Raw genomic sequence first — 23,942 nt, 5'->3', positions numbered from 1 at the left:
AGCATGAGCCGAGCCATCCAGAAACCTGTGCGTACCGCCCGGACGACGGCACGAAATCGCCGGGCGGCACGGATTCATCAGGCGGCACGGATTCATCAGGCGGCACGGAGCCGCCGGGCGGCACGCGCGCGGTCCGGCCAGTGGGCCGCCTGGGCCTTCCTCGCCCCGGTCGTGCTGTACCTGCTGGTCTTCTACGCCTATCCGCTCTACCGCAATATCGAGCTGAGCCTGCGTAACTACACCGTGCGCTCCTTCGTGCGGGGCGATGCCCCGTTCGCCGGGTTCGCCAACTACGCGAGAGTGTTCGCCGACGCGACCTTCGGGCCCGCGCTGTGGCACACGGTGGTGTTCACGCTGGTCTCACTGGCCTTCCAGTTCGCCATCGGGCTCGCGCTGGCGTTGTTCTTCCTGAAGAACTTCCGGCTTTCGGCCACGCTGCGCGGGTTGTTCCTGGTGCCGTGGCTGCTGCCGCTGATCGTGTCCGCCTCGACCTGGTCGTGGATGCTCAACAGCGACTCCGGCGTGGTCAACGCGGCGCTGTCGTGGCTCGGCATCGGCCCGGTGAACTGGCTGACCTCGCCGGACTGGTCGCTGTGGTCGGTCATCATCGCCAACATCTGGATCGGCATCCCGTTCAACCTGGTGGTGCTGTACTCGGGGCTGCAGGCGATCTCGCCGGCCATCTACGAGGCCGCCGCGCTGGACGGCGCCAACGGCTGGCAGCGCTTCTGGCGGGTCACGTTCCCGCTGCTGCGGCCGGTGTCGGCGATCACGCTGCTGCTCGGGCTGGTCTACACGCTGAAGGTGTTCGACATCATCTGGATCATGACCAAGGGCGGACCGAGCGGGGCCTCGACCACGTTCGCCACCTGGTCCTATCGGCTCGGGTTCGGCAACCTGGTGCCCTCCTTCGGGCCCGGCGCCGCCGTCGGGAACCTGCTCATCGTCATGGCGCTGGTCTTCGGCCTGGTCTACATCCGCGCACAGCGAAGGCAGGTGCCGGCATGAGGCATTTCAAGACCGTGATCGGGCTGGTGCTGACCGGCGTGATGCTGTTCCCGGTCTACTGGATGATCAACGTGTCGTTCACCCGCGACCAGGACATGCGCAGGACCAACTGGTTCCCCGTCAACGGCACCCTGGACGGTTACCGGGCGGTGCTGGACCAGCAGCTGCCCTACCTGGGGGTGAGCCTGGTCGTCGGGCTCGGCACGGTGGCGCTGACCCTGGTGCTCGCGGCGCCGGCCGCGTACTCGCTGGCCAAGCTGCGCCCGCGCGGCGGCGGGGCGCTGAGCTTCGTGCTGCTCATCGCGCAGATGATCCCCGGGATCATCATGGCGATGGGCTTCTACGCCATCTTCCTGTCCAGCGGCGTGCTCAACACCGTTCCCGGACTGATCGTGGCCGACTCCACCCTCGCCGTGCCGTTCGCGGTGCTGATCCTGACCACGTTCATGTCCGGCATTCCGGAGGAGTTGCTGCAGGCCGCCCGTACCGACGGCGCCGGGGTGGTGCGTACGTTCGTCTCGATCGTGCTGCCCGTCAGCCGCAACTCGCTCATCACCGTGTCGCTGTTCGCGTTCCTGTGGGCGTGGTCGGACTTCATCTTCGCCTCCACCCTGGACCAGGGCGGCGACCACCAGCCGATCACCCTCGGCATCTACCACTACATCGGCAACAACAACCAGGAATGGAACGCCATCATGGCGACCGCCGTGATCGCCTCCGTCCCCGCCACCATCCTGCTCGTCGTCGCCCAGCGCTATGTCGCCGCCGGCGTCACCGCGGGCGCCGTCAAAGACTGAGAAGGGACCTTTCACTCCATGACCGTCGCCGCTTCAGGCCCGGTGTTCTCCCTGCGGGACATCCCGTTCAGCTTCCACGGCTCCTGGTTCGGCTTCTCGCCCGTGGTGGCGGAGCAGACCTACGCCGAGGACGTGCACCTGGTCTCGCACCAGACCGGCATGCACGCGATCCTGCGGCTGATCCCCAGCGCCGAGAGCGTCGTCACGGCCACCCCGCATCAGCTCACCTGGCGCCGTGACGACGGCCGGATCGACCTCGCCTACGACGGCCCCGACACGGTACGGGTCAGAGGCCGCGGCCTAGGGCTCCGCCTGCTGGCCGCCGATCCCGTCCTGACGCCGTTCAGCGGCCCGTACTTCTACCAGGACCCCGTCGACGGCTCGTACGTCTTCACCGTCTACCAGACCGGCCGCCGCTACCGGATCACGCTCCTCGGCGGGCAGGTCGAACACCGCGGCACGCAGGCGCTGGGCACCGCCGAACGTGGTCTCCTCCTCAGCGGCGAGTGGGAGATCGCCATCGAGGAGTACGAGACCGCCCGCGCCCCCTACACCAGCGGCGACGCCTTCGAGCAGGTCGCCAAGGCGGCGCGGGCGGAGTTCGACGCGTTCGCCACGGCGGTCGCGCCCTGGCGTAGCGACCGCACGCCCGCCGCCGAGCTGGCCGCCTACGTGCTGTGGTCGGCCACCGTCCGCCCCGCCGGGTTCGTCACCCGGCCCGCCGTGCTCATGTCCAAGCACTGGATGGACAAGGTGTGGAGCTGGGACCATTGCTTCAACGCCCTCGCCCTCGCCGGTGGCCTGCCGGAGCTGGCCTGGCACCAGTACCGGCTGCCCTTCGACCACCAGGACGCCGCCGGCGCGCTGCCCGACTCCGTCACCCACTCCGAGATTCTGTACAACTTCGTCAAGCCGCCCATCCACGGCTGGACCCTGCGTCACCTCCCTGCCGCGCCCGACCCGGCCGAGGTCTATCGGCTGCTGGAACGCTGGACCGTCTTCTGGCTCGACGCCCGCCGTGCCCGTGGCCGTGAGCTGCCGCACTATCAGCACGGCAACGACAGCGGCTGGGACAACGCCACCACCTTCGACCCCGAGCGGGTCGTCGAGACCGCTGACCTGGCCGCCTTCCTCATCCTGCAGATGCGCGAGCTGGCCCGCCTGGCACCCGACCCCGGCGCGTCCGCCAAGTGGACCGAACAGGCCGACCGGATGCGTGACGCGCTCCTGGCCGAACTGTGGGACGGCGAGCGATTCGTCGCCCGCGGCGCGCACTCACGACGTACCTGGTCCAGCTCCAGCCTGCTCGACCTCATGCCGATCGTGCTGGGGGAGGAGCTGCCGCGACCCGTCCGGGCGGCGCTGGCCGCCCGGATCGAGCGGCACCTGACCGCGTTCGGGCCCGCCACCGAGCTGCCCGCCTCGGAGCACTACCAGGATGACGGTTACTGGCGCGGCCCTATCTGGGCGCCCTCGACCGTGCTGATCGAGGACGGTCTGCGCCGCGCCGGATTCCCGGATCTGGCGGACGAGATCAGCACCCGATTCCGCGCGTTGTGCGAGAAATCGGGATTCGCGGAGAACTTCGACGCCCGTACCGGCGCCGGCCTGCGCGACCGCGCCTACACCTGGACGGCCAGCGCGTACCTCATTCTCGCCGCGGCCCACGAGCGGCGGGGTGCCAAGCCCGCACCCGTCACCGGCCCCAGAGCCGCCAGGTCTGGTTGAGCGGGCTGGCCTGGCCGACCGGGTTGCAGGTCCACTGGTGAATGGGCGCTCTGGGGGCGGTCGAGATGGTGCTGACGTCGACGCACTTGCCGCTGTGGCGGGCGACGAGCTGATAGTCCCGGGGATCATTGCCCCCGTAGGTCACCTTGCGCAGGGCGAACTGCTGGTTCTGCGCCCCATCGGCACAGGTCCGCTGGCTCACCGGCGCGCCGTCGGTGGTGGCCGCCGCGTTCACCTCAAGGCACTTCCCGCTCTGCTGGTTGACCAGTGTGTACGTGCCGCTCACGCCGGTCACCGGCCGGAAGTTCCACAGCTGCTGGTCGCCGCCCTCGCAGGGGAACTGCTGCTGCACGTTGCCGTCGGCCGTGCTCAGGTCGGTGTTGTCCAGGCATTGCTGGGAGTGCTGCGCGACCGCCACGGACTGGAAGCCGCCGTCCGACGGCGGCAGCAGGGTGACGGTGAACGTGTCGTCGGCGTTGGTGTGCGGCAGGTTCAGTGTGATCGCGTTCCCCGACAGCGTCAGGACCGTGTTCTGCACGGTGATCGGCCCCTGGACCGCGCCGCCGCCATTGTACGGGACGCGCTGCACGAGCGCGCGGACCTGGTTGTTCTGCACGATGCCGCTGGTGGTGTCGAGACGGCGCAGACCGACGGCGATGTTGCCGGTCGTCCCGCCCCCGCCCACCAGGATCTTGGCCACGCCGGCCGTCTTGGTGGCGAAGGCGTCGTAGGCGGCGCTCGGGGTCGTCGAGACGATCTGGCCGCTCTGGGAGGCGTAGAAGCGGTAGACCCACCATTCGCCCTTGGGCAGGTGCCGGCCGGCGCTGTCGCGGACGAGCAGGTTGCCCAGATCGTTGTGCAGGTTGCCGGCGCTCGCCCAGTTCGCGCGCAACCCGTCGGCGCCCGCGCGCTCCAGCCGGGCGATGTACCACGACCCGTCTCCCGGGTTCTGCTCGTTGGACGCGCCGTACTCGTTGATCTGGTACGGGCGCGGGTGCGGGATGCCGCGCGGGTCGAGGGTGGCGTTGGCGGCCGCCACGTTGGCCACCGGGTCGCCGGGCAGGGAGTGCCAGCTGACGATGTCGGGGATGACGTTGTTGGCGCGGACGAAGTCGAGGTAGCCGTTCCACCAGGCGTTCGTCGTGGAGGGCACGCAGGCGCAGCTCGGTCCGACGATCAGCTGGTTCGGGAAGGCGGCCCGGATGCGCTGGTAACTGCGCCGCCACAGCTCGAAGTACTGGGCTTGCGGGCGGTTCCAGAACAGGGAGATATTCGGCTCGTTCCAGATGTCCCACTGAACGGTGATTCCGGCGGTTCGTACGTCGTTGATCAGGCGGGTGAGGAAGGCGTCGTAGTCGGACCAGTTGCCGTTGTCGCCCGGAAAGCGGGAGATCGGGTACCCGTCCGCGCCCCATAAATCATGCGGAAGGATGATGAACTGGCCGCCCAGCGAGATCGTCCGCCGGGCCTGGGCCAGCGTCGCGTTCCACCTGCGGTCGTAGGCGCCCGACACCCAGCCGCCGGGGGAGCCGAGCTGCGCGCCACCGGCGCGCATGTACCGGAACTTGACGTCACGGTAGAAGTGATCCGCCGGTCCGGACGCGTTCTCCGTCATGCCGTAGATCCACCCGGACGCGCGGTAGGTAGGGGCGCCGCCGGCCGTGGCGAAGTCGACGCTGATGGATTCGTCCGCGGCGTGGGCCGGCGCCGGGACGGTGAAGGCGATGAGCATCCCGGCCAGGAGCCCGGAGACGCGAGCGAGCCGTCTACCGGGCGGTCGTGGGGTTGCCGTGAACATGTGCGGCTCCTTCGGAATCAATTCGACAGCTGGGCCCGTGCGTATAGCCGGGCTTTCGCCCATCGCAAGGACGCTTTTGGAGGGCCATAACGAATCGATTCGACCGGAGCGTAGATCCGGCATCGAAGGTGTGTCAATGGTCTTCATGTCCCGCGTTCTTCACGCGGGCCACGGCGGTCAGGATCGCTGACCGCCGTGGAGACACGGTCTTCGGGCCACCCGATCACGGTGTGGACGCCATCCGGGAGTCGCCCGCGACGGAGCCCTGGACGCGCGTGGGCGCAGGGGTCATTCCTCGACGGTGATGGCCAGGGCGGGGCAGACCATGGCGGCCTGCTGGACGTCCGTCATCTGTTTAAATCAAGCGATTGATTTAAAGTTTAGCGAGGGATGGGTGGCTGTCAAACGGCGGGTAGGGCCGTTGATCGGCCTATTGCATAAGCTGTCCTTCCATCACGCCTCGCCGTGCACGGCCGAGGACCTGCGACGACCTGAGGGACTCGGCCGTCGCGGGCTGCGCGAAGTCCCGGTGCGGTAGAAGACGACGATCATGAAGATGACACGAGACGAGCAGGTCAGCGCGACGCGGGAAGCCCTGCTCGCCGCGGCCGAGCGGCTGTACGCCGAACGCGGGGTGCACGCCGTCGGCAACCGCCAGATCAGCGAGGCCGCCGGGCAGGGCAACAACGCCGCGGTCAGCTACCACTTCGGCACCAAGGCCGACCTGATCCGCGCGATCGCCCGCAAGCACGCCGGGCATATCGAGCGCATCCGCGAACGCATGATGACCGGCATCGGCGACTCCGCCGACCCGCGGGACTGGGCGTCGTGCCTGGTCCGCCCCTTCGCCGAACACCTGGAGACCCTGGGCAGCCCCACCTGGTACGCCCGGTTCACCGCGCAGGTCATGGCCGACCCCGCGCTCAACGCGGTCATGGTCGACGAAGCCCTGACGGCCGCCCCGATCTTGCGGTTGTTCCGGGACGGCCTGGCCCGGTCCCTGCCCGCCCTGCCCGACGAGATCCGCCGCGAACGCGTCACCATGGCCCGCCACCTCATCGTGCAGATGTGCGTCGAGCGGGAACGCGCCCTCGTCGACGACGCGCCCACTCTCCATCCGACCTGGGACGACTTGGCCACCAGCCTGATCGACGCGATCGTCGGCCTGTGGCAGGCCCCGGTGACACCCCGCTCGTAACCGGCCCGCCGTCTGCCCAGCCCGCCGACCAGGCGAGACGGCAGGCTGCGCCGGATGGTGACCGCGACCCCGAGGCGTTCACCGACCCGGACCGGTTGGACATCCAGCGCGATGCCCGCCGTCACATGGCCTTCGGGTTCGGCGTGCACCAGTGCCTGGGTCAGCCACTGGCACCAGGGCTTGCGCCGGTCATTGCCCGGACTTTTCCGACGTCACCTGGCGGATGGGGAGGAGCACCGCCGACGGGTGCCGCGGGTCGTGGAAGACCTGCTGGTCGGCGGTACGGAGGGTGGTGGCGGTGGCGCGGGGTTCGCCGGTGCCGGGGTTGCGGTTGTAGCGGGGGAAGGCGCCGCTGGAGATCTGGACACGGATGCGGTGCCCACGCTTGAAGCGGTACGCGGTCGGCCACATCCGCACCCGCGCCGCGCGGGTGTCGTCGGCGCCGGTGAGGCTGAGCAGGCCGTCACAGACGTTGGTCGAGCGGCCGTCGGCGTCGACATCGCACAGCCGGACGAAGACATCGGCGAAGGGGAGGCTGGAACGGAAGAAGATCTCGGCGCTGACGTCGCCGATGATCTCGACGTCGCCGTCCAGCGCGGCAGTGGTGTAGGTGAGGACGTCGGGGCGGGCCTCGAGGGCGGTGTTGTCGACGCGCCCGGCTTTCTCGCCGAAGGCCATGCGGACGCCGCCGACGGCGGGGGTGGGGTCGGCCGGGTCGTAGCGGTAGCCGTCAGGGGAGGAATCGGCGGGTGCCTCGGTGCCGAGGGCGCCGTCCGGCTGAAGATGGAAGCGCTGGGGCTCGTACCCCGGCGGCGGCCAGGACGGGAAGTCGCGCCACTTGTCCTCGCCCATGACGAACAGGCGTACCGGGGCGCGCTCGGCCGGCTGCTCGCCTCTGGCCAGGGCCAGGCCGAAGTCGAGGGCCTCGGCGGTGTAGGTGTGGCCCACGCCCATGGAGATATGGGCCCAGGGGCCGACGGTGAGACGAGCGTTCCGCAGAGCGCGGTAGTCGCGGAGCTGGCCGGGCAGGAAGATGTCATACCAGCCGCCGACCGTACTCACCGGCACGGTGATGTCCGCGACCCGGTGGCGGTGGTCGAGGTCCCGCCAGAACGGCGCATCGGCGTCGTGGACGAGGATGTTCTGGATGTAGTCATAGTGGCGCCCGATCGCGGCGGTGTCGGCCTGGTTCAAGGGGAGCGTGCGCAGGGCGCGCTGGACCTTCTTCCTCTCACCACCTAGCTTCCCGCCCAGCATCTGGCGCAGCATGCCGAACCTGCGCTCCTGGCCGGCCACCTGTACGCCCCAGACGAACGGGGTCTCCAGGGAGAAGGCGTCCCCGTGCAGGAAGTCCAGGGTGAGGGCCGATTCGGAGACCCCCGGGATCATGGCCTTGACCTGGGGCGGCGCGGCGTCGGCGACCGCCCACTGGGTGAAGCCGCTGTAACTGGCACCGACCAGGATCATCGACTCGCCGAACCAAGGCTGCTCGATCACCCAGTCCAGAGTGTCGAGGCCGTCTTCGCGCTCGCGGCGCAGCGGGTCGAACGGGCCGTCGGAGCCGAAGGTGCCACGGGTGCTCTGGATGAGGACCTGGAAGCCGCGCTCGGCCAGCGGCCGGACCATCGGCGCCGCGGTCATACCGGATCTGCCGTAGGGGACGCGGATGAGCGCGGTCGGCAGGCCGTCGCCGCCGGTCGCCGGGGTCCAGCGGTCGGCCAGCAGGACCGCGCCGTCGCGCATCGGGACACGCAGGTCGCGCTCGACGGTCAGATCCCTGGTGAGTGGCGGGGGCAGACGCAGCATGCGCTGGACGAGGTGGCTGTTCAGGTTCATCGGGGGTGCCTTCCGGTGGAAGGGGCGAGGGCGGGGAGGCCGCGGGCATACGCCGTCGCGAGGCGTAGCAGGCGGTCGGTGAGTTCTTCGGGGTCGAGGGGGTCGTCGGCGTCGACCACCCAGTCGTTGACGATCGCGCCGGTGCCGCCGGTGATCATCGTCGCCAGGTCCCGTGCCGTGTCGTCGTCGAGATCGCCGAACACCTCCCGCAGGCCTGTCGAGGTGATGAGCGAGCCGAACAGCCTGTTCAGGGCCCTGGTCATGGGGAAGGCGCAGGATCCGGTGAGCATCGCGCGGTAGAAGGGCCGGTGCCGGGCGAAGTGCTGGGCCATCGCCAGCACGCGCGCGCGACGTGGCGCGCTGTCGTCGCCCGCCTCCGGAATGAGCTCCCGCTCGACCAGGTCGGCCGCGGCCGCCACGAGGAGCGCGTCACGGTCGCCGAACTGCAGATAGACCAGTTGCCGGCTGACGTTCGCGGCATCGGAGAGATCCCCGACGGGAAGGGCCGTGGTGCCGCGCTCGGACACCAGGCGTACCGCGGCGGCCATCAGCGCGGCGCGAGAGCGGAGCACCCGGCGGTCTTGTCTGACTTGCACGGCGCCAACCCTAGACATGTGTTAGAAAATAGACAACTGTTAAATCAGTCGTTTTAAGGAGCCCAGCGATGTCCGTAGTCGAACCCGAGGTCCGCACCACCGCCGGCGTCGTGCGCGGCCGTACCGAGGACGGCCTGGCCGTCTTCCGCGGCATTCCGTACGCCGAACCCCCGCTCGGCGCGGCCCGCTTCCAGGCGCCGCGACCGGCGCGCCGCTGGGACGGCGTACGAGAGGCGTACGAGTTCGGCCCGCCGGTCCCGCAGGACACGGACATGGGTGGTCGCGGCGGCGGGGACTTCTTCACGTTCAAGGGCCCGGGTGACGACTGGCTGACGGTCAACGTCTGGACGCCCGCCCCAGACCCGGCCGCCCGCCGCCCGGTGATGGTGTGGATCCACGGTGGCGCCTACAAGCTCGGCTTCTCCGGCAGCCCCGGCTACGACGCCCGGCACATCGTCCGCGACGGCGACGTGGTGTTCGTGTCGCTGAACTATCGCCTGGGCATCGAAGGCTTCGCCGGCATCGAGGGCGCGCCCGCCAACCGGGGTCTGCTCGACCAGGTCGCCGCCCTGGAATGGGTGCGGGACAACATCACGGCCTTCGGGGGAGACCCCGGCCAGGTGACCATCCTCGGCGACTCGGCCGGCGCCGGGTCCATCGCCTCGCTGATGGTCATGCCGAGCGCGGCGGGCCTGTTCCAGCGGGCCGTCGGGCAGAGCCTGCCGGGCACGTTCCTGTCCGGCGCCCTGGCCAGGGACGTCGGGGCGGCCATCGCCGCCGAGGCCGGCCTGCGTCCGACGGCCGAGGAGCTGTCCGGCGTGGATCCGCGGGAACTCCCGGCGGTCGGCCAGGCGCTGTCGGCCAAGATGCGGCAGAACGAGGATCGCTGGGGCTCCTTCGCGCACACCCTGTCCCTGTACTCTCCCGTCGTCGACGGCGAAGTGCTGCCGACCACGCCCTGGGAGGGACTGGCCCGCGGCGCGGGACGGGACGTGGAGCTGATCATCGGCCACAACCGCGACGAGTGGCGGACCTTCCTGCTCCTCGGCGACCTGTTCGGCAAGGTCACCGAGGAGCAGGCGGCGCGGACGCTGCGGCGCTACGGTCCGGGCGAGGACGGCGAACGCGCCTACCGCGCGGCGTTCCCGGACGCGTCCGCCGAGGACCTGTTCGAGCTCGTGCAGAGCGACTGGCTGTTCCGCATGCCGACGCTGCACCTGGCCGAGGCCCAGGTCGCCGGGGGCGGGCAGGCGTACCTGTACGACCTGACCTGGCAGTCCCCGGGCACGGGCGGACTGCTGCGGGCCTGCCATGGCCTGGACGGCCCGCTGCTGTTCGGCACCTACGACGCCCACCTCGGCCCGGTGGCCATCGGTCCGGAGCACACCACCGAGGCCCGCGCACTGACGGCCCAGATCCGTACGGCCTGGACGACCTTCGCCGCGACGGGCGACCCGGGCTGGCCCGCGTACGACCCCCGGCAGCGCCTGACCCAGGTCTTCGACACCACATCGTCCGTCACCGCCTACCCGGAGGAGACCTCGCGCCGCCTGTGGCAGGACCACACCTTCGAGCCGCTACCCCTGCTGACCGCCTGAGGGCCCGTGTCATGAGCTGACAGAGAGCGGCGGCCCAAGCCCTGCCCGGCCACCTCAACCTTTTGACAAAGCATCGCCGTCGGCGGATTGGAGCTGTCACCGCAGTGGAATGATGCCGAACGCGGTGGAGATCCCCGTACTGCCGCTGTCGCGAGGCGCGGGCCACCCTCCCCTTCACCGCTACCGATGCGCATGGGAGGACGTTGTGAGCACGAAATACGGAGTCCACTCCGAGGTGGGCACGCTGCGGCAGGTGATCGTGCACCGGCCCGATCTCAGCCTCAAACGGCTCACCCCGGCCAACAAGGACGACCTGCTCTACGACGACGTGCTCTGGGTCAGCCGCGCCCAGGTCGAGCACGACATGTTCGTCGAGATGATGCGCGGCCGCGGCATCGAGGTCTTCCACCACCAGCAGTTGCTCGCCGAGGCGCTGGAGGCCACACCCGAGGCCAAGCGGCACGCGGTGGAGCGCACGGTCACCCACCTGACGGTGGGACCCTCACTCGTCGACGAGATCCGCGCCGAGCTGGCCTCCTGGAGCGGGGACAAGCTAGCCGAGCACCTGATCGGCGGGCTCACCAAGGAGGAGTTCGTCACCGCGGCCCAGGCCAGCCGCGAAGGCTTCGACGCCTGCTCCCTGGTCACCGCGATGGCCAAGACCGGCTCGTTCATCCTGCCGCCGCTGCCGAACTCGCTCTACCAGCGCGACCCTTCGGCCTGGCTGTACGGCGGGGTCTCGCTGAACCCGCTCTATTACCACGCCCGCCGCCTGGAGACGATCAACCAGAGCATCATCTACCACTTCCACCCGATGTTCGCCGACGACGGATTCGCCTACTGGTACCCGCCGATGGGCGACGACGGCAACTTCGACGAGGAGGACTTCGGCCGCGCCTCGCTGGAGGGCGGCGACATGATGCCGATCGGCAAGGGCACCGTCGCCATCGGCGTCAGCGAGCGCACCAGCCCGATCATGATCGAGCACCTGGCCATGGAGTTGTTCGCCGCCGAGGCCGCCACCAGGGTGCTCGCGGTCAACATCCCGCCACACCGCTCGTACATGCACCTCGACACCGTGTTCACACTGCTGGACGTCGACAAGGCCACCGGCTACCCGCCGGTCGTGGAGAACGCGGCGGTCTACTCGCTCCGGCCCGGCGACAAGGCGGGCACTCTCGACGTGCACCGCGAACCGAACCTGGCCGCCGCCTTCGAGGACGCGCTCGGCATCGGCAAGCTCGACATCATCTCCACCGGCGGGGACGACCACCAGCGGGCCAGGGAGCAGTGGGACAGCGGCAGCAACTTCGTCGCCCTGGAGCCCGGCGTCGTGGTCGGCTACCACAAGAACGAGTTCACCAACAGGAAGCTGCGCGAGCACGGCGTGGACGTCATCGAGATAGAGGGCTTCGAGTTGGGCAAGGGCCGGGGCGGCGGGCACTGCATGACCTGCCCGATCCTGCGCGACCCCATCTAGCAGCCGAAGCGAAAGGCGCGGGCCACCGTCCCCGCGCCATCCCCCCGCCACCGGCCGCGACCGTTCCCGCCCATGGGGTCGGTCGCCGGCATCGCCGCAGCGGGGAGGACCGCGATGACCCATCCAGCAATCATTCTCTTCCTGGCCCTGTTCGGGCTCTACAGCCCCGTCGCCGCGCTCGCCTCCTATCTGCCGATCGTCCGGCCCTATGACCACAAACAGGTCAACCGGCTGGCGCTCGGACTCGCCGTCAACGTCGCGGTCTTCGTCCTGGCGGCGCTGTGGATCGGCGAGCCGCTCCTCAAGCTGCTCGGCATCAGCACCGCCGCGCTGACCGCCACCGGAGGCATCGCCCTGGCCTATGCCTCCATCCCGCTGATGCGCGGCAAAGCCGGGGCCGTCGAAGAGCTGGAGAAACTCCAGGAAGAGGAGAAGCTGGGCAGCACACTGCCACCCGAGCCGGCGCCGCACCCCAAGACCATCCTGTACACCCCGCTCACCTTCCCGTTGACCATCGGCGGCACCACCTTCGCCTTCGGTGTCGCCGCCTCGGCGGCGGCGACCAACATGACCGACAAGATCGCCCTGTCAGTCGCCGCCCTGTGCTTCGCCGTGGTCACCGGGCTGACGCTTTACCTGTCCGGCCACGTCCAACGGCGTATCTCGCTCAAGGGAGCCATGCTCCTGGACCGGATCGCGGGCATCCTGCTCACCGCCATCGCCGTCATCCTGCTCGCCAACGGCTTCACCGACCTGGTCACCGCACGCCTCAACCAGTGAACGAAGCGGCGTGCCCGATGATCTCGCGCGCGATCTTCGCGGGCACGGCGGCCGTCGCCATGTGCGCGACGTCGTCGAGGATCAGCAGGCGCGCCCCCGGTATGCCGGCCACGTAGAGCTCTTGGCTGGCGGGAGGGGTGGCGACGTCGGCCGAGCCGCCGATGACCAGGGTCGGCGCGGTCACGTCGGTGAGGTCGTCACGTACGTCGGCTGCCGCGAGCATCTCGCACGCGCGCGCGTACTGTTCGGCGTCGTTGGCCAGGAGCATGGCGCCGTAGCGCCGGACGATGTCCGGGTTCTCGGACGCGAACTCCGGGGTGAACCAGCGTTTGACGACGGTGTCGCGGATCACGGCGAGCCCGGCGCCGCGTACGGCCGCCGCGCGTTCGATCCAGGAGCTTCGCGGGAGCACCGGCGCGGAGCAGATGATCGTCAAGCTGCGTACGCGGCCGGGCTGCCGTGCGGCCGCCCGCGCGGCGACCATCCCGCCGAGGGAGACGCCGGCCAGGTGCGCCTGGTCGAGCCCGAGCCCGTCGAGCACGTGAACGAGATCATCGACGAGGTCGTCCAGCCGGAAGGGCCCGTCGGCGGCGTCCCCGGCGCCGTAGCCGCGCTGTTCGTAGCGGACGACGTCGAGGCGTACGCCGCGCGTGGTCGCGTCAGTCAACGCGGATCACCTCGACGGCGCCCACCTCGATGTCGATCACGATCGCGTCCGTCTCGGTGCCGACCTCGTACGGAGATCCGGACAGCGACGTGACCACGGGCCGATCGCCGGCCACCCGATGGGGGATGCGCAGGTGGCCGCGGATCGGCACAGGGTCGATGAGCCGCTCCGGCCGGCCGCCCGAATGGTTGATGAGATGGATGACGAGGGCGTCGCCGGACCGCCCGACCACGATCTCGACGCTGGTCGCGAACTCGGCGGACAAGATCCGCGCATCGCCGATCCGGTCGGCCACGGTGTCGGCGATGAAATCCGCGACGCTGCTCAGCCCGCTGACTCGCTGGGTGGTGCCGGCGGTCCACGGCAGCAGGGTGACGCGACCGCGACCTCGGGGCAGGCTCACCCGGAGCGGGTAGGGCGTGAAGTTCTCGTTGCCGTACGTCAGCTCGGGCGGACCGAAGGGGGCCTGCTCGGAAAGCAGCCATCCGTCGTGTTCGCCGCCTTCGACGCCCCAGAAGGTGCCGAGGAGCGGCAGCCGGTCCCCGAAGTGTCCGTCCGGACGGGCGCCGAAACGCCCGCCGAGCTGACGGGTGCCGTCGAGCACAAGCGTCACGGCGGGTTCGTCGAGCAGCGCGGAAGGGTCACCCGTGAGGATGAGCTCGCCGCCGGCGTCGGCGAACTCCAGGAGTGCCGCCGCCAGCTCGGGCGTGGTGATCGCGTCGGCGGGCACCGCGATCACCGCGTACTGGGCGAGCCCCTGCCGTTCGACGAGTTCGCGCGCGTACTCCGCGCCGAGGACGTCGAACGGGATGTGCCGCTGCTGGAGGGACTCGAACAGCCCCCGGTACTCGGTGAAGTCCGAGCGGTACTGCATGGCCGCCATCGCGGTGCCGCCCGGCGGGCGCACGATGGCGACCGGGGCGCACGGCCGCAGGTCCGCGTACAGATCGTGGTTGTCACGATAGATCTCGAGCACGGCCGTCGATCGGGCGAACGCGGAGAAATGCTCGGTCGTCGGCTTGCCGATCACCACGGCCGAGGGGCGGGCGCCTCGGGCGAGCGCCTGCGCGAAGTAACGCGCGTACTGTGCGGGCTGCTCACCGACCAGGCGGTAGGGCAGGCCGACGTTCTGGGAGGAGTGGACGAGCGCCGGGGTGTGCGGGTGGGCCGTCTTGTGCGCGCTCGCGAGCTCGCCGGGCGTGTGCTCCCACCAGCTCTGGCCGGTCGAGATCGGGCTGTTGGTCTCCAGGAACACCATGTCGGCGCGGGCGTCGGCGAGAAAGAGCGCGATTCCGGGCCGGCGGGTCTTGACGAGCCGGGCGTACCGATCGGCCAGCGCCTGAAGATGCCGTCCGTTCAGCACGGTGAGGGTGGCGTGATTGTCGTGCTCGAAGCCCGTGGGGTATTCGAGATCGGGGTACGCCTCGCGGAAGGCGGTCAGGCAACGGCCGCAGTGGCACGTGCCGTAGAAATCCATGGTGTACGACGCGACGGGGAACTGCATCCAGTTGAAGAACACGCCGTCCACGTCATATCTGTCGACGAAGTCGGCGAGGATCTCGGGCACCCGCTTCTCGTAATAGTCGCTGCGCGGGCAGATGTTGGTCAGTCCGTCCGCCTCGCACATCCCGCCGCCGGCGGTGAGGTACGCCCACTCGGGGCGCTCCTGTACGAACCGGCTCGGCAGCCGGGAGAAATCGAAGCGGGTCACGAGCCGCATTCCGCGCCGGCGGCAGTCGGCGAGAGCGTCCGCGATCAGGTCGCCCGAGGCACGCCGCTCCAGCGCGGGGCTCATCTCTTGAGCGTCACCGGTGACCGGATAGAAATAGCAGATGCCGCCCGCGTTGAGCAGCCATACATCGAAGCCGAGCCGCTGGATGAGCCGGGTCGCGGCGTCGGTGTCCACGTCGCCGTCGGGGATACGGATGTTCGACTGGAACAGTTGGAACGGTTCCCGCCACCACTCGGTCATTTGATTCCCGTCGTTGCGATGCCTGTGATGAAATATCGCTGAAGGAACAGAAAGACCAGCACGATCGGCGCGATGGTCAGCACGGACCCGGCGAACATCACCCCGTAGTTGATCGTGCCGTCGCCCTGGGAGAGGAACGCCAGCGCGACCGGGAGCGTGTAGAGCTCCTTGGACTGTGCGACGACGAGTGGCCAGAGCAGGTTGTTCCAGATGGACATGAAGGTCAGGAGCCCGATCGTGGCCAGGGCCGGACCGCAGAGCGGCAGCACGACGCGGAAGAAGATCCGGAACTCCCCGGCGCCGTCGATGCGCGCGGCTTCCAGCAGCTCATCGGGGATGTCGAGGAGAAACTGCCGGAACAGGAAGACACCGCCCGCCCCGACCAGGAACGGCACGATCATTCCGCCGTAACTGTTGGAGAGCCCGAGACCGTTGACGGTGATGAACAACGGCACGAACATCACCACGCCCGGCACCATGATCGTGATGAGCACCGCCCCCAGCACGAGACGCTTGCCGGGAAAGGACAGTTTGGCCAGCGCATAGCCGACCATCGAGCAGAGCAGCACATTACCCGCGACGCTGAAAACGGCGATGGCGACGCTGTTGACGAAGTACCGGTAGAAATCCTCCCCGCCGAGCAGGCTCGCGTAATTGCTCAGCGTCGGGTTTCTCGGGAAGAGCGTCGGCAGCAGCACCTCGACGCCCGGTTTGAACGAGCCGAGGGCGGTCCAGATCAGCGGGAAAAGCGTGACCAGCGCCGCCAGGGTGAGAAGAGCACGGCTACGCCGGCTCGATCGGCTGCGAGTACGTGCCGGGCGGACCCACCGTCGACACGCTCGGCTGGGCCGACCAGCTACGGTGACCCGCCCGGCTCGCCACCCGCGCCATCCCAGCGCCGCCGTGAAGACGGATTAGCCAGCCGTTGCCGCTACGAAGGTGAAGGACCCAGACGGGACGTCATACAGCGCGTATTGACCCTCCATCGCTTGATCCTCCATCGCTTGACCCTCCATTGCTTGACGCTCCAACCGCAGGAACGTGGCCCGAGGTGGGCTGACGACGGAACGCGCGTTCTTGGCCGGCACCCAGACCTCGGCGGTGGTGTTCGCCGGGACGTCGGCCGTCAGCTTGAACCATCGCTCGCCCCGGGTCCACGCGGAACGGGCGACGCCCTGCGGCGTTTCGTAGCTGCCCTTGACCGAGGTGAGGTCGCCGACCGGCTTGGGCTGGATGACCAGGCGCCGGTAGGCGGTGGAGCCGCCGGCCTCGCGGATGCCCGCCAGGCCGGTGTGGAACCACTCCTCGATCTGCGCGAGGATCATGTGATTCTTCGAGGCCCCGCGATTCCAGTTCTCGCCGATCGTCGTCATGCCGCCCGGGTTGGCGCTGGTGGGCTGCATGAAGAAGCCGTAGCTGGGCTGGTCGTCGCCCTGCAACAGCTCCCACAGGACGTCGTCGCGGCCGCCGGCGGCCAGCGCGCGGACAGTAGGGGCCATGCCGATGGTGCCGCCGCTGAAGTGCGGGCCGTCGCCGTTGGGGTGGAAAGCGCGTACGAGCTCGACCAGCGCGTCGAGGACCGCCGGGCGTTCACCCTCGGGGACGAGCGCGGCGTCGAGGGCGAGCGCCTGCGCCGTCTGGGTGGCGCCGGTGGCCCCGGCGTCGCCCGCGCTGGTGTAGCGGCGTAGCTGCTGGTTGTAGAAGTGGGCGTTGAAGGCGTTCTTGATGTCACCGGCGAGCGTCTGGTAGCGGGCGGCGTCGTCGGTGTGACCCGTCAGCCCGGCCATCGTGGCCAGTTTCGTGATCATGACGTAGTAGCCCCAGGTGCCGGTGATCCGGCCCGAGGTCTGGTCGGCCGCGACCCAGTCGGCGAGGGCGGCGTCGACGATGTGCGCGTCCTCGCCCGTTCCCGCCTTCTCACGCTGGACGTAGTCGGCGAAGGCCACCATCTGGTCGTAGTAGCGGGCCATCGTCGAGGTGTCGCCGTACAGCTCGTACAGCAGCGCCGGGACCAGGATGATGGCGTCGCCCCAGTTGATCTCGTCGCCGAAACGTCCGCTGTAGCCCCAGTCGTAGACCGGGGTCTTCAACGCCACGTTGCCGCGCATCGGGGTGTCGGCGATCGACTGTCCCTCGACGAGGTGCCGGATCGTGGTCCGCAGGTAGGCGGCGAGCTGGTAATCGCGATGGATGGCGCCCATCGGCATCGTGTAGTCGGCCGGGTAGGACAGCTTCTCCCGTCCGGGACAGTCGGTGAACACCGACATCATGTTGGACGCGAAGGAGTATCGGGCCATCCGGTGAACGCGGTTGACGCGCGCGCTGGAGGTGGTGACCTCACCCGCCACCGGGGTGGCGGCCTGCAAACGGATGCCCTTGACCAGGTCCTTGGCCGGGGTGTAGCCCTCCGGCAGGCCGGTGACCTGGATCCATTGCATGCCGAAGTAGTTGAAGTCGGGGTGCCAGGTCTCCCCGCCACGAAGTCCGGCCGTGGTGTAGGTGTTGAACAGGTCGCGGCCCCGCGAGCCGCCTCCGCCCATGATCGAGGCCTGGTCGACGGTTCCGTCGGGGGCGAGCGACTCGGCGGGGGACATCCGGATGGTGACTCCGCCGGGCCCCGTGCTCTTGAGGTTCAGCTGCGGCCAGCCGGTGATGTTCTGGCCGAGGTCGAACACCCAGGTGCCTGGGACCGGGTTCGTCATCGAGACCGGCGTGAACGTCTCGACCGCCTTGACCGGCTCCGCCGCGCGGGCGACGAGCCGGGTGGCGAGGTTCGGGGGCGGCGCGATCCCCGCGTTCACCCACGAGGTGGCCGAGCCGTCGCGGCGCTTGGCGGTGGCCGACAGGTCCGAGCCCGGCAGGTCCCAGCCGACCTGCTCGCGCCGTGCGTCATAGTCCGAACCGGAGTACCAGGCGTCGGTGACGAGGGCGCCGAGCGCGGTGCGCCAGCCGCGGTCGGAGACGATGACGTCCGTGGACCCGTCGCGGTAGACGATGTCCAGCCGCGCGATCATGCGCGGGGTGACGGCGGCGCCGGCGCTCGCGTCGCTGGCGGCGATGTTGTTGCCCGAGCCGGTCACCGTCGCACCGGAGGCGTGCGCCTTGGCCAGCCCTGGCGTGAAGGTGATTCCCGTCCCGTCGGCGCCGGCGGAACCGATCGCGGTGATCGTACGGGATTCGAGGTCGTCGCCGCCGTCGCCGGTGTCGATGTTGATGGTGGCGCCGACGTGGTAGTTGGCGACGTCGGTCAGTTTCACCGTCGTGGCACCGGCCCCGGCGTCGGCGGCCAGAGCGCCGGCGCCTTTCAGCTGGCTCTGCCACCACGAGTACGGGGCCGTGCGGCCGACGGCCGCGTTGGTGACGCCGCGCCGCACATAGGCGGGGCCGTTGCCGAGCCGGACGCCGAGGGTGTTGGCTCCGGCGCGCAGGTGATCGGTGATGTCATAGGCGCGGTACTCACTGGAGAGCTGGTAGTTCGCGTATCCAGGGGCGAGCACCTCGTCGCTGAGCCGGTGACCGTTCAGGGTCGGCAGCTGCAGGCCCACGCCGGACAGGTAAAGACGGGCACCGGCCACCTGCTTCCCGCGGTCGACGCCGAACTGGCGGGCGAAGATCGGCATGGGCTGGGTTTCCGTCCGGCCTGGGTACTCGATCCAGCGCGCCGCCCCCCAGTCGCTCTGCCGCAGCAGGCCCATCTCCCAGGAGGCGGGCTTGCTCCAGTCCGACGGCTTCTTGTCGGCGTCCCACACGCGGACGCGCCAGACCACCCGCTGCCGCGAACCCAGCGGCCGACCGGCGTAGCGGACGCCGGTCTGGACCGCGGAGTTCACCTTGCCGGAGTCCCAGATCAGCCCGCCCTGCTGGAGGTTCGCGTCGCTGGTCGCGGCCTGGACCTGATAGGCGGTCTGCGCGTCACCCGGACACGCGGCTCGTGCGGGCGGCCGATAGCAGGGGTGCGTGGTGGCTTGCCGAGTCTCCTTCATCCGCCACCCCACCGAAGGGGTGGGGTCGTCGAGGCCGAGAGGCTGGTCGTATCTGCCGTCCACATTCAGGTCGACCACCTGGACCAGAGGTGCTGCGCTCGCCGGAGTTCCTAGAGGCGGCGAGAGCGCGAGGGCGAATCCCAGGCTCGCGAGCGTACGTATCCGGCGACGTAATCGGGACACAGGTCACTCCCTTCATCTTGGTCATCCCTTGATGGCGCCGGCGGTCATCCCAGCGACGATCTTGCGGTTGAAGAAGACGAACAGCAGCAGCGGCGGGATCGTGATCAGGACGATGTCCATGAACAGCAGGTTCCACTGGGTGTTGTACTGGCTCTGGAAGTTGTAGAGGGTGACCTGCACGGTGGCGTTGTCGTCGCCGGGCAGGAAGTACAGCGGGTTGACGAAGTCGTTGAAGATGGCCACCGAGCTGGTGAGGATCACGGTGATGGTGACCGGCCGCAGCAGCGGGAAGATCACGCGGAAGAACAGCGCGGGCCCGGTGCAGCCGTCGATCATGGCGGCCTCGTCCAGCTCGCGCGGGATGGCCGCGATGAACGCGCGAAACAGCAGCACCGCGTACGACAGCCCGAACGCCACCTCGACGAGGATCAGCCCCGGCATGGTCTTGAACAGGCCGAACGCCTGCAGCAGCCAGATCGTCGGCACGATCGCGGGCGGGATGATCAGCCCGGACAGCACCAGGAAGTTGGCCAGCGAGCCGACCTTCCCGGGCCGCCGTTGCAGCACGAAGGCGGCCATGGCGGCGAAGACCACGATCAGCGCGACCGACACCACGGTCAGGACCGTGCTGTTGACGTAGGCGCGCAGCAGCACGTAGTCGCGGGCTTCGATCACTTCGGTGAAGTTCTCCACCAGCCGCCAGTTGGCCGGCCAGGCGAAGTCCAGGTCGAGCGCCTGCGTGGGGTCTTTGACCGCGGTCAGCAGCATGAGGGCGAACGGGACGAGGAAGAACACGGTCGCCAGGACCAGCGCGATAGCCTCGGCGCCGAACCTTCTCAGCGCCCTCATACGGCGACCTGCCTTTTGCCCAGGAACCAGGTGAGCGGGACGATGATGGCGGAGACGACCAGGAACAGCAGCACGTTGCCGGCCGTGGACAGGCCGAAGAAGCCGGCCTGATACTGCTTGTAGATGATCGAGGCGATGGTGTCGCTGGTGAAGCCGGGGCCGCCGCGGGTCATCGTCCAGATCAGGTCGAACGAGCGCAGGCCGCCGATGAACGACAGGATGATCACGGAGTAGGTGGCGGGCCAGCTCAGCGGCAGGGTGACGTGGCGGAAGCGGTGCCAGGCGTTGCCGCCGTCCACGGCCACTGCCTGGTAGTAGTCGCGCGGAATGGACAGGATGCCGGCGATGTAGATCACGGTGGCCAGGCCCACGCCCTTCCACACGTCGACCAGGGCCACCGACAGCAGCGCGGTGGTGGCGTCGCCGAGCCAGTCGCCGCCGTCGATCCCGGCCAGGGCCAGGACCCGGTTGACCAGGCCGGTGTCGGGCTTGAGCAGGACGCTGAAGGTGATGCCGACCGCGACCGTGGAGACCAGGACGGGGAAGAACACCACCGAGCGCAGGAAGCCGCGCAGCCGCAGCTTCGAGGTCAGCAGCACGCTCAGCAGCAGCCCGAGCACGACCTTCAGGCCGCTGGTCACGACGGCGTAGAAGATCGTGTTCTGGAAGCCGATGCGCAGGTTCTGCTCGGCCAGGAAGTCGCGGAAGTTCTGCAGGCCGACGAAGGTGCTGTCGAACAGCGTCCAGCGGGTCAGCGCGAAGTAGAAGGCCATCCCCGTCGGCACAGCGAAGATCACCAGGTAGACGACGGTGGCCGGCAGGTACAGCGCGTACGGGTAGGCCGCGTGCCGCCTGCGGCGGTCGGCCCGGGCGGGCCGGCCCTCGAGGGCCGGGCCGGGCCCCGAGCGGGGCCCGGCCTGCTGCTTGGTCACCACCCTTGGAGGCCCAACTGTTTGGCCTGCTTCTCCACGTCCTTGTCGTACTGGGCGGCGCCCTCGGCCGGAGCCGTCAGACCGGAACCGACCGCGACGGTGATCTGCTCCAGGGACGGGCCCTTGATCGGCGAGACGAACTCCAGCGCGGTCGAGGTGGCGCCCTTGTCGATGTAGGCCTGCACGTCCTTGGCCGCCTGGATGGCGTTGTCGGGCAGCTTGGCGCCCTTCACCCGGTACGGCCCCGTCGGTTGCACGGCCTGGGTGACCGCGTCCGCGCCGGCGGGCGAGGCGACGAAGGCGAGGAACTTCTTGGCCGCCTCCAGCTTCTTGGTGGTCTTGGGGATGTAGAGGGCGGGCGGCTCCCAGACGGTGGCGCCGTTCTTGGCCGCGTCCGTGCCCGGAATGCCGAAGAAGCCGACGTCGGTGGCGGCCTGCGGGCTGGTCTTCAGCACCGGAGGCAGGATCGCGGTGAGCATCGGATAGTGCGCGCCCTTGCCGTCGGCCAGCAGCTTCAGCCCCTGGTCCAAGGTGGCCGAGCCGAAGCCCTTGTTCTGGTAGCCCTTGGCGTGCACGTCGGTCAGGTGCTGGAAGCTCGCGAGCGCCGCCGGGGTGGTCGCGAACTTGGCCTTGCCCGCGGTGTAGTCGGGGGCGAAGCTCGGCATCGAGGCCTGGACGTTGTAGAAGTCGCCCAGCACGAACAACTGCGAGGTCCACGAGTCCTTGAAGGTGGAGATCACCGGCGTGATCCCGGCCGCCTGGATCTTGTCGTTGTTGGCCATGAACTCGGCCCAGGTCTTCGGCACCTGGAGGCCGAGCTTTTCGTAGACCTTGCGGTTGTACAGGATGCCGCCGCCGGAGGCCGCGCTGGCCGGCACGCCGTACGCGTGGCCGCCCTGGGTCACCACCGGCAGGTAGTCGGGCTGGACGTTGGCCAGCACCGGGTCGCCGGTGAGGTCGACCAGCGTCTGGGCCGGGTTGAGCGCCTGGAGCAGCGACCCGGAGTTGTACCAGAACACGTCCGTCATCTCGCCGGTCGAGAGCCGGGTCTTGACGATGTTGTCGCCCTCGCTGCCTCCGGGCTGCGTCTCGATCTCGATTTTGATCTTGGGGTTGGCCTGCATGAAGGCGTTGGCGAGTGCCTTGGTCGTGTCCACGGTCGACTGGTCGCTACCCGTCATGAACGACAGCGTGACCGTGCCGTCGGCGGCCTGCTCGGAGCCCGACCCGCATGAGGTCAGGGCCGCCATCGCGAGAACGGCCATCGCCGCTCCCAGGTGAGAGGTCTTCACAACGCCCCTCCGGGTTGGTTGAAACGTTTTAACAGCCCCCGATGCGAGTTAACGTAGGCGTTGCCTGAGACAGCGTCAAGAGCGTATTTGAGTAACGCTTCCCACTTGTTACCACCTGACTTGCTGTGTTTCGCTTGATCAAATGGGTAACGTTACCCGTGCGGATCGAGCTCGTAGAATGGGATCTCGCTCGTGAAGGGAGTCCCATTGGCCGCGCACAATCGACGGCGACGGGTGACGATCGCCGATGTGGCCGGCCACGCCCAGGTCTCCGTCACAGCGGTGTCCAAGGTGATCCGCAACGCCTATGGCGTCAGCCCGGCCATGAAGGACCGGGTCAAGGCGTCCATCGAGGAACTGGGCTACCGGCCGCAGGCGGCCGCCCGGGGGATGCGCGGGCGCACCTTCACCGTCGGCCTGATGCTGCCGCACATCAGGAACCCGTTCTTCGCCGACATCCTCGACGGCCTCATGGAGCAGCTCGCCGGCACCGGTTACCAGGCGATCATGATCCAGGGCGGCGTCACCCGTAAGGTCGAGAAGCACGCGGTCGACGCCCTGGTGGACCGGCAGGTGGACGGCATCATCATGGTCGCCCCGCTCGCCGGCCGGGCCCGGCTGGAGGAGGTGGCGCAGGAGGTGCCCACCGTGGTGCTGGCCCGCCACGAGCGGTCGGCGCTCTACGACTCGGTGTTCGACGAGGACGACGTCGGCGCGGAGCTCGTCGTACGCCACCTGATCGAACTCGGGCACCGCCGCATCGCGCACATCACCCACCAGGACAACAGCAACGCGCGGCCCTCTGACCTGCTGCACGTCATCCGGGCCGAAGCCTACGAACGCGTCATGCGCGAGCACGGGCTCGACGACGAGATCGCCATAGCGAAGACCTACTACCACGAGCAGGGCGGCTACGACGGCGCCCGCCAGCTGCTGAGCCGCTCCCCGCGCCCGACGGCGATCTTCGCGGGCGCCGACCAGGCGGCGTTCGGCGCGCTCGCCGCGGTCCACGAGGCCGGACTGTCCGTCCCGCGGGACCTCTCGGTCGCCGGCTACGACAACACCCAGCCGGCCGCGCTGCCCAACATCGCGCTGACCAGCGTCAATCAGGACGGAGCCGTCATGGGTAGCACCGCCGGCCGGCTCCTGCTCGAACGCATCCAGGGCCGCACCTCGGCGGTCCGCTTCTCCGTCACCCCCAGCCTGGTCATCCGCGGCTCGACCGCCGCACCTGGTGGCTGAGAC

The 23,942-nt window shown here is 69.1% G+C and carries 18 protein-coding genes; 8 read left to right on the top strand and 10 right to left on the bottom strand.

All coding sequences use genetic code 11. The features are described from left to right. Positions 1 to 3: 3 nt before the first annotated feature. The 3 genes from ACIBO2_RS33285 to ACIBO2_RS33275 are packed head-to-tail and all read left to right on the top strand — an operon-like array spanning position 4 to position 3,533. Entirely contained in the window at positions 4 to 1,008 is a 1,005-nt protein-coding gene (locus tag ACIBO2_RS33285; RefSeq protein ID WP_397302004.1) for a carbohydrate ABC transporter permease, read from the top strand. Further along, a complete protein-coding gene (locus ACIBO2_RS33280) occupies positions 1,005 to 1,805 on the top strand; it encodes a carbohydrate ABC transporter permease (RefSeq protein WP_358543430.1) in 801 nt (266 codons plus the stop codon). Before ACIBO2_RS33285 ends, ACIBO2_RS33280 begins: the two co-directional genes overlap by 4 nt. A gap of 18 nt (positions 1,806 to 1,823) precedes the next feature. Further along, positions 1,824 to 3,533, top strand: a complete 1,710-nt coding sequence (locus tag ACIBO2_RS33275; RefSeq protein WP_358543432.1) for an MGH1-like glycoside hydrolase domain-containing protein — start codon at positions 1,824 to 1,826, stop codon at positions 3,531 to 3,533. Here the strand turns inward: ACIBO2_RS33275 and ACIBO2_RS33270 are convergent. Then, positions 3,502 to 5,331 (bottom strand): RICIN domain-containing protein, encoded by a 1,830-nt coding sequence (locus tag ACIBO2_RS33270; RefSeq protein ID WP_397302000.1) that lies wholly within the window; start codon positions 5,329 to 5,331, stop codon positions 3,502 to 3,504. The two genes, ACIBO2_RS33275 and ACIBO2_RS33270, sit on opposite strands and share 32 nt — an antisense overlap. A 550-nt stretch (positions 5,332 to 5,881) precedes the next feature. Here ACIBO2_RS33270 and ACIBO2_RS33265 point away from each other — a divergent pair. Further along, complete coding sequence (locus ACIBO2_RS33265; protein ID WP_397301998.1) at positions 5,882 to 6,529, top strand: TetR/AcrR family transcriptional regulator; 648 nt, start codon at positions 5,882 to 5,884, stop codon at positions 6,527 to 6,529. A 189-nt stretch (positions 6,530 to 6,718) separates the two neighbouring features. Here ACIBO2_RS33265 and ACIBO2_RS33260 read toward each other — a convergent pair whose 3' ends face one another. Both ACIBO2_RS33260 and ACIBO2_RS33255 read right to left on the bottom strand, forming a co-directional pair. Beyond that, positions 6,719 to 8,365: a CocE/NonD family hydrolase gene (locus ACIBO2_RS33260; RefSeq protein WP_397301995.1), complete on the bottom strand. Its 1,647-nt coding sequence runs from the start codon at positions 8,363 to 8,365 to the stop codon at positions 6,719 to 6,721. Then, positions 8,362 to 8,961: a helix-turn-helix domain-containing protein gene (locus ACIBO2_RS33255; protein ID WP_358543437.1), complete on the bottom strand. Its 600-nt coding sequence runs from the start codon at positions 8,959 to 8,961 to the stop codon at positions 8,362 to 8,364. The genes ACIBO2_RS33260 and ACIBO2_RS33255 overlap by 4 nt, the downstream gene beginning before the upstream one ends. 68 nt (positions 8,962 to 9,029) lie before the next feature. On the opposite strand from ACIBO2_RS33255, the gene ACIBO2_RS33250 reads away from it, so the two are divergent. The 3 genes from ACIBO2_RS33250 (at position 9,030) to ACIBO2_RS33240 (ending at position 12,819) form a co-directional block, all read left to right on the top strand. Beyond that, on the top strand, positions 9,030 to 10,559 hold the full coding sequence (locus ACIBO2_RS33250) for a carboxylesterase family protein (RefSeq protein ID WP_358543440.1): 1,530 nt from the start codon (positions 9,030 to 9,032) through the stop codon (positions 10,557 to 10,559). Positions 10,560 to 10,764: 205 nt separating this feature from the next. After that, positions 10,765 to 12,039: an arginine deiminase gene (locus ACIBO2_RS33245; RefSeq protein WP_358543443.1), complete on the top strand. Its 1,275-nt coding sequence runs from the start codon at positions 10,765 to 10,767 to the stop codon at positions 12,037 to 12,039. 114 nt (positions 12,040 to 12,153) lie between these two features. After that, a complete protein-coding gene (locus ACIBO2_RS33240) occupies positions 12,154 to 12,819 on the top strand; it encodes a MarC family protein (protein ID WP_358543446.1) in 666 nt (221 codons plus the stop codon). On the opposite strand, the gene ACIBO2_RS33235 is transcribed toward ACIBO2_RS33240, so the two are convergent. From ACIBO2_RS33235 to ACIBO2_RS33205, 7 genes are all read right to left on the bottom strand, one after another. Then, on the bottom strand, positions 12,809 to 13,486 hold the full coding sequence (locus tag ACIBO2_RS33235; RefSeq protein WP_358543448.1) for an alpha/beta fold hydrolase: 678 nt from the start codon (positions 13,484 to 13,486) through the stop codon (positions 12,809 to 12,811). The genes ACIBO2_RS33240 and ACIBO2_RS33235 overlap by 11 nt on opposite strands. After that, the gene (locus ACIBO2_RS33230; protein ID WP_397301989.1) at positions 13,479 to 15,458 is read right to left on the bottom strand and encodes a hypothetical protein; all 1,980 of its coding nucleotides are present in this window, start codon (positions 15,456 to 15,458) and stop codon (positions 13,479 to 13,481) included. Before ACIBO2_RS33230 ends, ACIBO2_RS33235 begins: the two co-directional genes overlap by 8 nt. After that, positions 15,455 to 16,156, bottom strand: coding sequence for a carbohydrate ABC transporter permease (locus tag ACIBO2_RS33225; protein ID WP_358543454.1), 702 nt, complete (start codon positions 16,154 to 16,156; stop codon positions 15,455 to 15,457). Before ACIBO2_RS33225 ends, ACIBO2_RS33230 begins: the two co-directional genes overlap by 4 nt. Positions 16,157 to 16,372: 216 nt before the next feature. Then, positions 16,373 to 19,624, bottom strand: coding sequence for a family 78 glycoside hydrolase catalytic domain (locus ACIBO2_RS33220; RefSeq protein ID WP_397301986.1), 3,252 nt, complete (start codon positions 19,622 to 19,624; stop codon positions 16,373 to 16,375). Between the two features lie 21 nt (positions 19,625 to 19,645). Beyond that, positions 19,646 to 20,473 carry a carbohydrate ABC transporter permease gene (locus ACIBO2_RS33215; RefSeq protein ID WP_397301983.1) on the bottom strand — a complete coding sequence of 276 codons (828 nt, stop codon included), beginning with the start codon at positions 20,471 to 20,473 and terminating at the stop codon, positions 19,646 to 19,648. Continuing rightward, positions 20,470 to 21,405, bottom strand: coding sequence for a carbohydrate ABC transporter permease (locus ACIBO2_RS33210; RefSeq protein ID WP_397301981.1), 936 nt, complete (start codon positions 21,403 to 21,405; stop codon positions 20,470 to 20,472). The genes ACIBO2_RS33215 and ACIBO2_RS33210 overlap by 4 nt, the downstream gene beginning before the upstream one ends. After that, positions 21,402 to 22,670 carry an ABC transporter substrate-binding protein gene (locus ACIBO2_RS33205; protein WP_397301979.1) on the bottom strand — a complete coding sequence of 423 codons (1,269 nt, stop codon included), beginning with the start codon at positions 22,668 to 22,670 and terminating at the stop codon, positions 21,402 to 21,404. Before ACIBO2_RS33205 ends, ACIBO2_RS33210 begins: the two co-directional genes overlap by 4 nt. A 234-nt stretch (positions 22,671 to 22,904) precedes the next feature. Between ACIBO2_RS33205 and ACIBO2_RS33200 the strand changes: the two genes are divergently transcribed. Beyond that, positions 22,905 to 23,939 carry a LacI family DNA-binding transcriptional regulator gene (locus ACIBO2_RS33200; RefSeq protein WP_397301976.1) on the top strand — a complete coding sequence of 345 codons (1,035 nt, stop codon included), beginning with the start codon at positions 22,905 to 22,907 and terminating at the stop codon, positions 23,937 to 23,939. Positions 23,940 to 23,942 lie beyond the last annotated feature (3 nt).

It is taken from the genome of Nonomuraea sp. NPDC050022 (assembly GCF_044460705.1).
Lineage (GTDB): Bacteria > Actinomycetota > Actinomycetes > Streptosporangiales > Streptosporangiaceae > Nonomuraea.
This window is presented reverse-complemented; position numbering and strand designations above follow the sequence as displayed.

Coding starts and splice junctions, on each gene's coding strand:
- ACIBO2_RS33285 (WP_397302004.1), top strand. CDS start 4: ATGAGCCGAGCCATCCAGAAACCTGTGCGTACCGCCCGGACGACGGCA.
- ACIBO2_RS33280 (WP_358543430.1), top strand. CDS start 1,005: ATGAGGCATTTCAAGACCGTGATCGGGCTGGTGCTGACCGGCGTGATG.
- ACIBO2_RS33275 (WP_358543432.1), top strand. CDS start 1,824: ATGACCGTCGCCGCTTCAGGCCCGGTGTTCTCCCTGCGGGACATCCCG.
- ACIBO2_RS33270 (WP_397302000.1), bottom strand. CDS start 5,331: ATGTTCACGGCAACCCCACGACCGCCCGGTAGACGGCTCGCTCGCGTC.
- ACIBO2_RS33265 (WP_397301998.1), top strand. CDS start 5,882: ATGAAGATGACACGAGACGAGCAGGTCAGCGCGACGCGGGAAGCCCTG.
- ACIBO2_RS33260 (WP_397301995.1), bottom strand. CDS start 8,365: ATGAACCTGAACAGCCACCTCGTCCAGCGCATGCTGCGTCTGCCCCCG.
- ACIBO2_RS33250 (WP_358543440.1), top strand. CDS start 9,030: ATGTCCGTAGTCGAACCCGAGGTCCGCACCACCGCCGGCGTCGTGCGC.
- ACIBO2_RS33240 (WP_358543446.1), top strand. CDS start 12,154: ATGACCCATCCAGCAATCATTCTCTTCCTGGCCCTGTTCGGGCTCTAC.
- ACIBO2_RS33230 (WP_397301989.1), bottom strand. CDS start 15,458: ATGACCGAGTGGTGGCGGGAACCGTTCCAACTGTTCCAGTCGAACATC.
- ACIBO2_RS33215 (WP_397301983.1), bottom strand. CDS start 20,473: ATGAGGGCGCTGAGAAGGTTCGGCGCCGAGGCTATCGCGCTGGTCCTG.
- ACIBO2_RS33205 (WP_397301979.1), bottom strand. CDS start 22,670: ATGGCCGTTCTCGCGATGGCGGCCCTGACCTCATGCGGGTCGGGCTCC.